Annotated in this window: 9 protein-coding genes; 8 read left to right on the top strand and 1 reads right to left on the bottom strand. The window is 71.7% G+C overall.

The window, feature by feature from the left end:
* Nucleotides 1-30 precede the first annotated feature (30 nt).
* From AB0F40_RS18440 to AB0F40_RS18410, 7 genes are all read left to right on the top strand, one after another.
* Entirely contained in the window at nucleotides 31-1,035 is a 1,005-nt protein-coding gene (locus AB0F40_RS18440; RefSeq protein ID WP_357470632.1) for an ABC transporter permease, read from the top strand.
* Entirely contained in the window at nucleotides 1,028-1,957 is a 930-nt protein-coding gene (locus AB0F40_RS18435) for an ABC transporter permease (protein WP_357470629.1), read from the top strand. The genes AB0F40_RS18440 and AB0F40_RS18435 overlap by 8 nt, the downstream gene beginning before the upstream one ends.
* Entirely contained in the window at nucleotides 1,954-3,123 is a 1,170-nt protein-coding gene (locus AB0F40_RS18430; RefSeq protein WP_357470626.1) for an ABC transporter ATP-binding protein, read from the top strand. The genes AB0F40_RS18435 and AB0F40_RS18430 overlap by 4 nt, the downstream gene beginning before the upstream one ends.
* A complete protein-coding gene (locus AB0F40_RS18425; protein WP_357470623.1) occupies nucleotides 3,116-4,279 on the top strand; it encodes an oligopeptide/dipeptide ABC transporter ATP-binding protein in 1,164 nt (387 codons plus the stop codon). Before AB0F40_RS18430 ends, AB0F40_RS18425 begins: the two co-directional genes overlap by 8 nt.
* Complete coding sequence (locus AB0F40_RS18420) at nucleotides 4,276-4,989, top strand: type 1 glutamine amidotransferase (protein WP_357470620.1); 714 nt, start codon at nucleotides 4,276-4,278, stop codon at nucleotides 4,987-4,989. Before AB0F40_RS18425 ends, AB0F40_RS18420 begins: the two co-directional genes overlap by 4 nt.
* A gap of 40 nt (nucleotides 4,990-5,029) precedes the next feature.
* A complete protein-coding gene (locus tag AB0F40_RS18415) occupies nucleotides 5,030-5,830 on the top strand; it encodes a serine hydrolase (protein ID WP_357470618.1) in 801 nt (266 codons plus the stop codon).
* A gap of 163 nt (nucleotides 5,831-5,993) precedes the next feature.
* On the top strand, nucleotides 5,994-7,673 hold the full coding sequence (locus tag AB0F40_RS18410; protein WP_357470615.1) for an AMP-binding protein: 1,680 nt from the start codon (nucleotides 5,994-5,996) through the stop codon (nucleotides 7,671-7,673).
* Nucleotides 7,674-7,725: 52 nt separating this feature from the next.
* On the opposite strand, the gene AB0F40_RS18405 is transcribed toward AB0F40_RS18410, so the two are convergent.
* Nucleotides 7,726-8,946 carry an aminotransferase class V-fold PLP-dependent enzyme gene (locus tag AB0F40_RS18405; RefSeq protein WP_357470711.1) on the bottom strand — a complete coding sequence of 407 codons (1,221 nt, stop codon included), beginning with the start codon at nucleotides 8,944-8,946 and terminating at the stop codon, nucleotides 7,726-7,728.
* 370 nt (nucleotides 8,947-9,316) lie between these two features.
* On the opposite strand from AB0F40_RS18405, the gene AB0F40_RS18400 reads away from it, so the two are divergent.
* Nucleotides 9,317-12,604 (top strand): discoidin domain-containing protein, encoded by a 3,288-nt coding sequence (locus AB0F40_RS18400; protein WP_357470612.1) that lies wholly within the window; start codon nucleotides 9,317-9,319, stop codon nucleotides 12,602-12,604.
* The last annotated feature ends 116 nt before the right edge of the window (nucleotides 12,605-12,720 follow it).

Here is a 12,720-nt window from a genome sequence, read left to right as displayed (position 1 = left end):
CCACGACAGAGACCAGCACGAAAGTAGGCCATGGGTCGCTACATCCTCAGGCGTGTGCTGCAGGCGGTCGGCACGCTGCTGCTCGTGATGCTGCTGCTGCATCTGCTCACGACCGTCGCCATCCAGCTCAACGGCAACCCGGCGCAGGCGTTCTTCGGGGACAAGATCCCGTCCCCGGCGCAGGTCGCTGCCGTCGAGCAGCGCTTCAACCTCGACGACCCCTGCTTCGACCAGGTGGGCGACCCGTGCCTCGGCCCGTTCGTCGAGCGTCTCGGCCAGTACGCGCAGGGCGACTTCGGCACGAACCTGCGCGGGCGCGAGGTCTCGGACATCGTCGCGGCGGCGGCGCCGAACACGATCCGCCTCTTCTGCGTCGTCCTGGTGACCTGGCTCGCCCTCGGCATGGTGCTCGGCTCCGTCGCCGCGCGCTGGCGCGGCTCGCCGAGCGACCACGGCATCAGGCTGACGTCGGTGCTCATCGACGCGTTCCCGGTCTTCGTGCTGCTGATCGTCTACCGGTACGTCGTCGCGGTGCCGCTGAACGGGTGGGCCGAACGGACGTTCGGCGAGAACAGCTGGCCGCCGTACTGGTTCAAGCCGTCGTTCGACCCCGAGCACCCCTGGGCCACCGTCGTCGTGCCCGGCATCCTCCTCGGCCTGGCCGGGTCGGCGGCGTTCATCCGCCTGGTCCGCGCCGGCCAGCTCGAGTCCTACCAGGGCGACCACGTGCGCACCGCCCGGTCGAAGGGGCTGGCCGAGCGCCATGTCGTCGTGCACCACGTCGTGCGCAACTCGTCGGTGCCCGTGGTGACAGCGATCGGGCTGACCTTCACCGAGGCCCTCGGCGGGGCCGTCATCACCGAGGGCCTGATGAACATCTACGGCATGGGCGGCGTCCTGTGGGGCGCCGTGCGGGACGACGACGTCGGGCTCGTGCTCGGCATCGTGACCCTGCTGGCCGCCGTGACCGTCGTCGTGATGATCGTCGTCGACATCGCCTACGCCCTGCTCGACCCGAGGATTCGCTATGAGTGACGCAGCCACCCCCACGCCGACGACGGGGTCGGCCGGTACACCGTCGAACCCGCTGGGCGAGGCCTGGCGCACGCTGCGCCGACGGCCCGACACGATCATCGCGACCGCCGTCCTGCTGGTCTTCGCGGTGATGGCCGCGTTCCCCCAGCTGTTCACCACCACGAGCCCGCGATCGTGCCCGATCCGGGAGGCCCGCACGGACCCGCAGGGCTGGGGTAGCGAGCACCCGCTCGGCACCGACGCGCTCGGGTGCGACGTGCTGGCCACGATGGTGCACGGCGTCCGACCGTCGCTGCTGCTGGCGCTCGTCGTCGTCGGCGTCTCGGTGGTCATCGGCGTCACCCTCGGGCTGCTCGCCGGGTACTACCTCGGCTGGGTGGACTACCTGATCTCGCGGACCGTCGAGGTGTTCCTGGTGGTTCCGCTGCTGCTGGCGGCGCTGCTGGTGCTCTCCCTGTTCAAGGGCGTCGACCTTGGTGCGGGGACGTTCAACGTGATCCTGCTGCCAGCCGTCGTGCTGATCCTGTTCGGCTGGATGCCGTACGCCCGGTACGTCCGGGCCAGCACCCTGGAGGCCAAGAACCTTGACTACGTCACCGCCGCACGCTCACTGGGCGCCTCCGACCTGCGCATCATGGTCCGCCACGTGCTGCCGAACGCGATCGGGACCGTCACGGCGCTGCTGCCGACGTCGGTGGCCGGCGTGATCAGCGCGGAGGCGGTGCTGTCCTTCCTGGGCATCGGGGTGCGCCCGCCCGCGACGAGCTGGGGCATCCAGATCGAGCAGGGTTCGCAGTGGGTGCTCGGCGGATCGCCGCACATCCTGCTCGCACCCCTGATCTGCCTGGTGGCCACGGTGCTGGCGCTGGTGGTGCTCGGCGACGCCCTGCGCGACGCCCTCGACCCGAGGCTCACGGCATGAGCGCCGTCACGAGGCCGGTGCCGAACGGCGCATCCGGCTCCGCCCCCGGGGCAGCACCGAGCGACGTGCTCCTCGAGGTCACCGACCTGACCGTCGAGTTCCGGACGCCCGACGGCCCGGTCCGCGCCGTCGACGGGTTGTCCTACCGGGTCGAGGCCGGCCGCACGCTCGCCATCGTCGGCGAGTCCGGTTCGGGCAAGTCCGTCTCGTCGCTGGCCGTCCTTGGTCTGCTCCCGGACACGGCGCACGTCGCGCGCGGGAGCGTCCACCTGGCCGGCACCGACCTGCTCGGCCTGAGCCGCAAGGAGCACCGAGCACGCTGCGGCGACCAGGTGGCGATGGTGTTCCAGGACGCCCTGGCCGCGCTGAACCCCGTGCACACCGTGGGCTACCAGCTCACCGAGGCGCTCAGGGCGCGGCGCGGGATGTCGCGCGCCGACGCCCGCAGGCGAGCCGTCGAGCTGCTCGACCTCGTCAAGGTGCCGAACGCGAAGGCCCGCGTCAAGGAGTACCCCCACCAGTTCTCGGGCGGCATGCGCCAGCGCGTCATGATCGCCTCGGCACTGGCGATGGATCCCGACGTGCTCATCGCTGACGAGCCCACCACGGCCCTCGACGTCACCGTGCAGGCACAGGTCCTGCGGCTCCTCGCCGAGATCCAGGCAGAGCGGCAGATGGGCCTCGTGCTGATCACGCACGACCTGGGCGTCGTGGCCGGCGTCGCCGACGACGTCACGGTCATGTACGCGGGCCGCGCCGTCGAGCAGGCACCCGTCGTGCCCGTCTACACGACGCCGGCGCACCCGTACACGCGCGCGCTCCTGCGGTCGATCCCGTCCTCCTCGGGTGCCGGGCGCCTGTCCGTGATCCCGGGGCGCCCGCCGAACCCTGCCGCGATGCCGGCCGGCTGTCCGTTCCACCCGCGCTGCGACGCGGCCCGCGACGTGTGCCGCACGGACGTGCCGCCCGCGGCCGTCCCGGCCGAGGGCCGGATGTCGGCGTGCCATTTCGCGGCGGACATCATGGCGGGCAGAAACCCGGCGGCCGACGACGGTGCGGGCGCCGCTGACGGCGCAGGCGCCGTCGAACGTAGGGATCGTCGCACGACAACCGGCGATGAGGCGACCATGCCTACGTTCACCGACACCGGAGGACGTGATGACTGAGCCCGTGCTCGAGGTGCGTGACCTCGTCAAGCACTACCCCGTCCGCAACGGCCTGCTCCGCCGCTCTGTCGCCGCGGTGAAGGCCGTGGACGGCGTCTCGCTCCGCCTGGACCGCGGCCGCAGCCTCGGTCTGGTGGGCGAGTCCGGTTCGGGCAAGTCGACGCTCGCCCGCGTGCTGGTCGGTATCGAGAAGCCGACGAGCGGCCAGGTGCTCGTGGACGGCGAGGACGTGCTGCACCTGTCCCGAGCCGGTCGCAAGCAGCTGCGCCGCGACGTGCAGATGGTGTTCCAGGACCCGTACACGTCACTGAACCCGCGGATGCCGGTGAGCGAGATCGTGGGCGAGCCGTTCGCGATCCATGGCATCGACCCGGCGGGCGGACGGCGCGCCGCCGTGGGCGAGCTGCTGGAGCTCGTCGGTCTCGACCCCGAGCACGCGAACCGGTACCCGCACCAGTTCTCGGGCGGCCAGCGGCAGCGCGTCGGGATCGCCCGCGCGCTCGCTCTGCGGCCCAAGATCCTGGTGTGCGACGAGCCCGTCTCCGCGCTGGACGTCTCGGTGCAGGGCCAGGTCATCAACCTCCTGGAGGACCTCCAGGCCGAGCTGGGGCTGTCGTACCTGTTCGTGGCGCACGACCTCGGCGTGGTGCGGCACATCGCCCACGACGTCGCGGTGATGTATCTCGGTCGCATCGTCGAGCGAGGGCCGGAGGCCGACGTGTACGACACGGCCCAGCACCCGTACACGCAGGCGCTGCTGTCGGCGGTGCCGGTGCCCGACCCGTCGGTCCGGCTGGTCCCTGCCGCCCCCGCCCTCGACGACGCTGCGTCGACCCGCGCCGTCGGCACGATCGTCCTGGAGGGTGACCCGCCCTCTCCGGTGGACCCGCCGTCCGGATGCCCGTTCCACACGCGCTGCTGGCTCGCCCCGACGCTGCCGGAGGCAGGCCCGGGTCCGGACGCGTCCGGCACACCGACGGGCCGATCCGGCCTGCGCCTGGTCCCGTCGGTGTGCGAGACGGAGGTACCCGCGCTGGTCGCGCGCCACGACGGGGGCGCTCCCAGCACTCCCGGCACCGCCCCGGCCGGCGCCGCTGCCCACGTGGTGGCCTGCCACTTCGCGCGAGAGCTGGTGGCCCATAGGGTCGAAGCATGACGCGTGTCCTGGTTGTCCTGAACTCGCCCACCAGTCTGATGGGCAGGCTCGAACAGTGGCTTCCCGAAGCCGGGCTCGAGCCTGTCCTCACCCCCGGCGCAGAGCTTCCGGAGAGCCTGGACGGGTTCGCGGGCCTGGTCCTGCTCGGCGGCGGCTTCATGCCCGACGACGACGTGCACCACCCGTTCCTGGCCCGCGAGCGCCGGCTGACCACGGAGGCGCTGGCCGACGGCGTGCCGGTGCTCGGGCTGTGCCTCGGCGGACAGCTGCTGGCGCACGTCACGGGCGGCAGCGTGACCGCTCGGTCGGGCGAGACGGAGCGCGGCATGTGCCCGCTCACGGTGCTCCCCGCGGCGTCGGACGACCCGGTCTTCGGTGCGCTGCCGGGCGTCCCGGACGAGCCGCTGTGGATGATCGAGAACCATGAGGACTCGGTGACCGGCCTCCCGCCGACGGCGACGCTGCTGGTCTCGAGCGGGGACTGCCCGATCCAGGCCTTCCGGGTGGGCGACCTGGCGTGGGGCCTGCAGTTCCACCCCGAGGCACGGCCGGAGCGCGTCGCGACGTGGGACGAGGCCGCGCTCGCGGAGTCGGGCATCGACCGGACTGCGCTGGCCGCGGCGGCGATGGTCCACGCTGCGGAGAACGAGGCGCAGTCGCGGGCGCTCGTCCGTGCCTGGTCCGACGTCGTCCACGAGACCGCGAAGTAGGCAGCACCCGCCCGGACCGACCAACGCAAGGAGCCAGGACATGGTGTCGACAGGTACGCACAGCGACGGGGTCCCGGTAGTGGCCTACCGGATCGCCAGGGCGTCGGGCGAGGTGCTGGCCGCGCGCCAGGACCACGTGGACTTCTACGCGGCCTCGACCGTGAAGCTCGCGGTGCTCGTGGCGGCGGCCCGCGAGCTCGACGCCGGGACGGCGAGCCTCGACGAGGTCCGCACGGCTACCCGGACCTTCACCTCGCAGGTACCCGGCGCGGGCGACTACACCATCGAGCCCGACGACGTCGACGAGGGGCTCCCGCCCGACGGCACCCCGATGCCCCTTGGCGACGTCGTCGAGCGCATGATCACCGTCTCCTCGAACGAGGCGACCAACATGGTCGCCGACCGCGTGGGCCTGCCCGCAGTGAACAAGGTCCTGGCCGACGCCGGTGCGACCGGCTCGGTCTTCGGCCGCAAGTACTCGGACCTGGCCGCGGAACAGGCGGGCGCCTCGCACCGGACGACGGCGGCCGACCTGTGCCTGCTCATGTCGGCCCTGGTCGCCGGGAAGCTCGCAGGCCCGGAACGGACCGGCTGGATGTGCGAGCTGCTCGGGCGCCAGACCGACCGCCAGCTGACCGCCGCAGTGCCGCACGGCGTCCCGTTCGGCTCCAAGTCCGGCTGGGTGGACGGCATCCGGCACGACGTCGCGTTCGTGGGCGAGCCGGGCCCGGACACCCTGGTGGTCTCGGTCTGCACGCGCGGCTACGACGAGCAGGCCGCCGAGGAGACCCTCAAGTCCCTGGGCGCCCTGGCCCTCTCCCTCACCGGACCGCCGCGCTGACGTGCCCGCCCTGCCCTTCGAGGCCTAAGTTTCTTCGCTTTGAGCGGCCGCAAAGCGGAGCGACTTAGGCCTCGAAGGAGATCGTCACGCCGCCTAACGCTTGCCTCAGGGACCAGGTTGCTATTGAATGCGACTGCAATAGAGGCGAGCCACGGGAGGCGAAGTGCTGAGTACCAGCGCGACACAGGTCCGGACCGGCAGCCTGGTGCAGGTCGACCGCAGGGAGAACCTGTTCAACCAGGGCTTCCACCTCGTCCGGTCGGGCGTCCTCGCCCCTGGCCCTCGCGTGCACCGGGACGTCGGCGCCATCTGGCAGCTCATCACCTGGGGCCCGTCCATCGCGGGCGGCTACCGCGCGAGTGCTGTGCGCGCCCCCCACCAGACGGCGGTCGTCGACGACCGGCGCAGCTCGACCTTCTGCGAGCTCGACGAGCGCACCGACCGGCTGGCCAACGCCCTGAAGGACCTGGGCGTCGGCGCCGGCACCCCCGTCGCCGTGATGTGCCGTAACCACGGCGGCCTCATCGAGGCCATGGTGGCGCTGGCCAAGCTCGGCGCCACCACGCTGCTCTGCAACTCCGGCCTGTCCCCCGTCCAGGTGTCGGACGTCGTCGCCGAGCAGCGGCCGGCCCTCTTCCTCGCCGACCAGGAGTTCCTGGACCAGGAGCCCGACCTGCCCGCCGACCTACGCGTCCGCACCACCTGGACCGACGACGGCACCTCCGACCTCGCCGAGCTCATCGCCGCCGGCGGCCCCGGCGGCCCCGGCCGCCCCGGCCGCCCGGCCAGGGTGCCCGTGCCGGAGCGGCCCGGCCGGACGGTCGTCATGACGTCGGGCACCACGAGCACACCGAAGGGCGCCCGCCGTCCACAACCGCACGGCCTGAGCGAGGCGGCGTCGCTGCTGTCGGTCATCCCGTTGCGGGCCGGCGACCGGATGATGATCGCCACGCCGATCTTCCACACCTGGGGGCTCGCCGCCCTGCAGCTCGGCATGGCTCTGCACGCCGAGCTGGTGCTGCGGCGGCGGTTCGACCCCGAGCAGGTCCTCCGGACGATCGAGGAGCGGCGGGTGACCGCCCTGATCGTGGTGCCCGTCATGCTGCAGCGCATTCTCGACCTGCCGCCAGAGGTGAAGGCACGGTACGACACGTCGTCGCTCCGCGTCGTCGCCTACTCGGGTTCGGCCATGCCGGCCGCGCGCATCACCCAGTTCCTCGACGAGTTCGGCCCGGTCCTCTACGGCCTGTACGGCTCCACGGAAGCTTCGTGGGCCTCGATCTCCACGCCCGAGGACCTGGCTGCCGAGCCGACGACGGCGGGCCGCCCGCCCCTGGGCACCCGCATCGGCATCCTGGACGACGACGGCCGGCCGGTACCCCGCGGCGACGTCGGCCAGATCTGCGTCGGCAACGGCATGCTGTTCGAGGGGTACACGAACGGGACGGGCAAGCAGATGTTCGGCGACCTGATGGCCACCGGCGACCGCGGCCGGCTCGACGCCGCAGGCCGCCTCTACGTGCTGGGCCGGGCCGACGACATGATCGTCTCGGGCGGCGAGAACGTCTTTCCGCGTCCCGTGGAGGACGCGATCACCACGATGCCCGAGGTCGCGGACGTCGCCGTCTTCGGCGTGCCCGACGAGACGTTCGGCAACCGGTTCGCCGCGTTCGTGGTGCTGCACGACGGCGCGGCGCTCACCGCCGAGGCCCTGGTCGACCGGCTCAGGGGCCGGCTCCCGCGCTTCTCGCTCCCGCGCGACGTCCACTTCCTGAAGTCGCTCCCCCGCAACCCCACGGGCAAGGTCCTCCGCAGCAACCTCCCCGACCTCCCACCCCGTTGAGTGCTGGGTATTTGCGGGATCAGAACGTTTCGACCCCACAGATACCCAGCACTCAACGACGGCGGTCAGTCAGGAGGGTGCGGATCTGCCAGAGGCCTGCCGCCACCTCCATGTAGCTCGTGCTGAGCGGGGAGAGGCCTACCCGGAGGCCCTGCGGCGGGCGGAAGTCCGGGATCACGCCACGCTCCCAGGCCTGGGCGACGACCCGCTTGAAGTCCGGGTGGTCGAGCATGATGTGGCTCCCCCGGCGCTCCGGGTCACGCGGCGAGGCCACCCGAACCCCGGTCAGGTACTCGTCGGCGATCTCCATCGCGAACCCGGTCAGCGCCAGCGACTTCGCGCGCACCGCCGGCATCCCGGCCTCCTCGACGAGCTCGAGCATGTCGCGCATCGGCAGCATCCCGATCACCGGCGGCGTGCCGCTGATGAGCTGCCGGATCCCGCTGGCGGGCTCGTACTCGGGTCCCATCGCGAACGGGTCGGCGGCCCCCATCCAGCCCTGGACCGGCTGTCGCACCTCGTCCTGCAGACCTGTCGCCAGGTACGCGAAGGCGGGTGAGCCGGGCCCGCCGTTCAGGTACTTGTACGTGCAGCCCACGGCGATGTCCACGCCGTCGGCGTCCAGGTCCAGCGGCACCGAGCCCGCGGAGTGACAGAGGTCCCACAGGACGAGCGCCCCGGCGTCATGCACGATCCGCGTGATCGCAGGGAGGTCGGCGACGTAGCCGGACTTGTACGCGATATGGCTGAGCAGCACCAGCGCGGTATCCGGCCCGACGACGGCGGCCACCTCCTCCGGTGTCACGCCCCCCTCGGCGTCTGGCGTGATCCAGCGGAGCTCCAGGCCGCGCTCGGCGGCGATGCCCTGGAGCACGAACCGGTCGGTGGGGAAGTTCTCGGTGTCGGCGACGATCACGCTGCGCCCCGGCCGCGCGTCGACGGCGGCGCGGGCCAGCTTGTAGAGCAGCACCGTCGTCGAGTCGGCGACGACGGTCTGACCTGGTGCGGCGCCCAGGACCACCCGGCCGAGGGTGTCACCGAGCTCGGTCGGCGCGTCCATCCAGCCCTCGTCCCACGACCGGATCAGGCGTGCGGCCCACGGACCGTCCACGAAGGACGCGAGCCGCTCGCGGGTCGCGGTCAGCGGCCGGCCGAGCGAGTTGCCGTCGAGGTATGCGACCAGGCCGTCGCTCGGGGCGAAGAGGTCGCAGTACCGGGCCAGCGGATCTGCCGCGTCGAGCGCGGCGGCCCGATCGCGCAGCTCGGCGGGCAGCTCGGCGGGCGGCCCCGCGGGCAGGTTCGCGGACAGGTCGGCGTGTGATGCGGGGTCGGTCACAGGTGCTCCAGGTCGCTCGGCTTCGGCCCGAGCGTACGTCCTGAACGGCTCCGCCCGAACGGTCCGCACCGGCGAACCCTTGACGCCCGCGCGTCGGCGTCAGTAATGTCCGGAACACTCAAACGCAAGAACTCGACAGAGTAACGCGTGATTATCGACGGACATACAGCAAGGACCGAAGATCCATCCTGGTGACGACCCCGTCAAAGAGGACGGGAGATCGGGGACGACGATGTTCCGCTCCGCAACGCCACGCCATGTACCGGGCCATGGGCGCAGACCGGGACCAGCTCCCGCTCTCCTGTCCGTGCTCACCACCACCGCCCTGACGGCCGTGATCCTCGTGCCCACGCCGGCGGTCGCCGCGGCCGGCGTCCTCTCCACCGACGCCCCCGCCGCAGCCAGCAGCAACAACGCGCCCTACCTCGCTGACAACCTGACCGACGGCGACCAGGCGACCTACTGGGAGTCGACCAACGGCAGCCTCCCGCAGTGGGCGCAGGTCGACCTCGGCACCGGCGCGACCGTCGAGGAGGTGGTGCTCCGGCTCCCCAGCACCTGGGAGGCCCGCACCCAGACGCTGTCGGTCCAGGCCGGCGCGGACGGCTCCACCTTCACCACCCTGGCCGCGAGCGCCGAGCGGCGGTTCGACCCGGCGTCGGACAACACGGTGACGATCGACGTCCCGGACACCGAGGCGCGCTACCTCCGGGTTACCGTCACCGCCAACAGCGGCTGGCCCGCCGGCCAGCTGTCGGAGCTCGAGGTGCGCGGCACGCGGGCCGCTCCGGACCCGGACGAGCCGGTGGAGGGGACCGACCTCGCGGAAGGCCGCACCCTTGAGGCGTCGTCGACCCAGTGGACCTACGTCGCCGAGAACGCCAACGACGGGGACACCTCGACGTACTGGGAGGGCGCGGGCGGGCAGTATCCGAGCACGCTGGCGGTGGCGCTGGAGTCGGCGGCCGAGCTGAGCGGCGTCGTCGTGAAGCTGCCGCCGGCCACCGCCTGGGGGCCGCGTACGCAGACCTTCGAGGTGCAGGGCCGCACGGGTGCGGGGGACGCGTGGGCCACGCTCGCGCCGTCGGCCGGTCACGCCTTCGACCCCGCGACGGGCAACACCGTGACGGTTCCCGTCACCGGTACCGCGCAGGAGGTGCGGCTGCGGTTCACCGGCAACACGGGTTCGGGCAACGGGCAGGTGGCCGAGCTGCAGGTGTTCGGCCTTCCCGCGGCGAACCCGAACCTGACGGTCACCGGTGTCACCGCGGACCCGGCGTCACCCACGGAGTCCGACGACGTCACCCTGTCCGCCGTCGTGAAGAACATCGGGACCGAGGCATCGGGCGCGACGGGCGTCTCGTTCACGGTCGACGGCGACGAGGTGGCCACCGGCGAGGTGCGTGCGCTCGATGCGGGCGCCGAGGCCACGGTCACCGCGGACATCGGCGCGCGGGCGGCCGGCTCGTACGAGATCGGGGCTGCCGTCGACCCGTCGGACGCCGTCGCCGAGCAGTCCGAGAGCGACAACGCCTACGCGCACCCGGACCCGCTGGTGGTGACCGAGATCGCGAGCTCCGACCTGGTGCCGACGGTGTCCTGGACCCCGACCACGCCGGCGGCCGGCGAGACGGTGACGTTCTCGGCACGGATCGCGAACCGGGGCACGCTCGCCACGGGCTCTGGCCCGCACGACCTCACGCTCACGGTGCGGGACGACGCCGGCTCGGTGGTCCGCACCCTCACCGCCTCGGTCTCTGGCACGATCGCCGCGGGCGGCACCAGCCAGAGCGTGGACCTGGGCACCTGGCCTGCCGCCGACGGCGCGTACGACGTCACCGTGACCGCGGCCCCCGACTCGACGGAGGTCGCGGCCAAGCGGGCGAACAACGAGGTCACGCAGTCCCTGTTCATCGGCCGGGGTGCGGACATGCCGTTCGACACCTACGAGGCGGAGGACGGGGTCGCCGGCGGCGGGGCCGTCGCCGTCGGGCCGAACCGCGTGGTCGGTGACCTCGCTGGCGAGGCGTCCGGGCGCCGGGCGGTCACGCTCGACCAGACCGGCGCCTACGTCGAGTGGACCACGCGCGCGTCGGCCAACTCCCTGGTGGTGCGGTTCTCCATGCCCGACGCCGCAGGCGGCGGCGGCACCAACGCGACGCTCGCGGTCTACGTGGACGGCGAGTTCCTCAAGAACATCGACCTGACCTCCCGCTACGCCTGGTTGTACGGCAACGAGGCGAACCCGGGCAACCAGCCCGGCCAGGGCGCGCCGCGGCACATCTACGACGAGGCGAACACCCTGCTCGGCACCACCGTCGAAGCGGGCTCGACGATCAGGCTGCAGAAGACGGCGAGCAACACCAGCCGGTACACGGTCGACTTCGTCGACCTGGAGCAGGCGACGCCGCAGGCCAACCCGGACCCGGCCCGGTACGTGGAGCCGGACGGGTTCTCGCACCAGGACGTCCAGGACGCGCTCGACCGGTTCCGGATGGACTCGACGGGCAGCCTGGCCGGCGTCTACCTCCCCGCCGGCGACTACCAGACCGCCAGCAAGTTCCAGGTCTACGGCAAGGCGGCCGACATCGTGGGCGCTGGGCCGTGGTTCACGCGGTTCCACGCACCGGCCGGCCAGGAGAACACCGACATCGGGTTCCGGGCGGACGGGACGGCGAACGGCTCGACGTTCCGCGACTTCGCCTACTTCGGCAACTACACGTCGCGGATCGACGGGCCCGGAAAGGTCTTCGACTTCGCCAACATCTCCGACATGACCATCGACAACATCTGGGTCGAGCACATGATCTGCATGTTCTGGGCGGCCAACATGGACGACTCGGAGATCAAGGACTCCCGGATCCGCAACACGTTCGCCGACGCGCTGAACATGACCAACGGCAGTGCGAACAACCACGTGCACAACAACCAGGCGCGCGGCACAGGGGACGACTCGTTCGCGCTGTTCGCCGCGACCGATGCCGGAGGCAGCGGCCAGCAGGGCAACGTGTTCGAGAACCTGACGTCCACCAACACGTGGCGGGCCGCAGGACTGGCGGTCTACGGCGGGCAGAACAACACGTTCCGCAACATCTACATCGCGGACACGCTCGTCTACTCCGGCGTGACCATCAGCTCGCTGGACTTCGGGTACCCGATGGAGGGGTTCGGCCCGGCGCCGACCACCTTCGAGGGCATCTCGGTGGTGCGCTCCGGCGGCCACTTCTGGGGTGACCAGGTGTTCCCGGCAGTGTGGCTGTTCTCGGCGTCGAAGCCGTTCACTGCGATCAGGATCAACGACCTCGATATCACTGACCCGACGTACTCGGGGATCATGTTCCAGACCCAGTACGTCGGCGGCCAGCCGGTCAACCCGATCCAGGACACCGTGTTCACCGACGTGTCGGTCTCCGGTGCGCAGCGCAGCGGAGACCAGTACGACGACCGGTCCGGGTACGGGCTCTGGGCCAACCCGATGCCGGAGGCAGGACAGGGTCCGGCGGTTGGTTCGGTGACGTTCAACAACCTGACGTTCGAGAACAACTACCGCGACATCGTGAACGAGACGTCGACGTTCACGATCAACCGCAACTAGCGGCGCCGGCGTTCTGGCTGCCGTGCCGGTGGGCACGGTGGGGCCTGGTGGAGGGCCTGCGGCCCGGGGGGGGGGGGGCGCGGTGGGAGAGGAGAGGGGCGGGGGCGCGCGAAAGA

Origin of the sequence: Promicromonospora sp. NPDC023987 (assembly GCF_040639055.1) — a bacterium.
Lineage (GTDB): Bacteria > Actinomycetota > Actinomycetes > Actinomycetales > Cellulomonadaceae > Promicromonospora.
The sequence above is the reverse complement of the archived record's forward strand: the minus strand, read 5'-3'. Positions and strand labels throughout refer to the sequence as shown.

Excerpts from the sequence above, each read along its gene's own strand:
- AB0F40_RS18440 (WP_357470632.1), top strand. The coding sequence starts at position 31 with ATGGGTCGCTACATCCTCAGGCGTGTGCTGCAGGCGGTCGGCACGCTG.
- AB0F40_RS18435 (WP_357470629.1), top strand. The coding sequence starts at position 1,028 with ATGAGTGACGCAGCCACCCCCACGCCGACGACGGGGTCGGCCGGTACA.
- AB0F40_RS18430 (WP_357470626.1), top strand. The coding sequence starts at position 1,954 with ATGAGCGCCGTCACGAGGCCGGTGCCGAACGGCGCATCCGGCTCCGCC.
- AB0F40_RS18425 (WP_357470623.1), top strand. The coding sequence starts at position 3,116 with ATGACTGAGCCCGTGCTCGAGGTGCGTGACCTCGTCAAGCACTACCCC.
- AB0F40_RS18420 (WP_357470620.1), top strand. The coding sequence starts at position 4,276 with ATGACGCGTGTCCTGGTTGTCCTGAACTCGCCCACCAGTCTGATGGGC.
- AB0F40_RS18415 (WP_357470618.1), top strand. The coding sequence starts at position 5,030 with ATGGTGTCGACAGGTACGCACAGCGACGGGGTCCCGGTAGTGGCCTAC.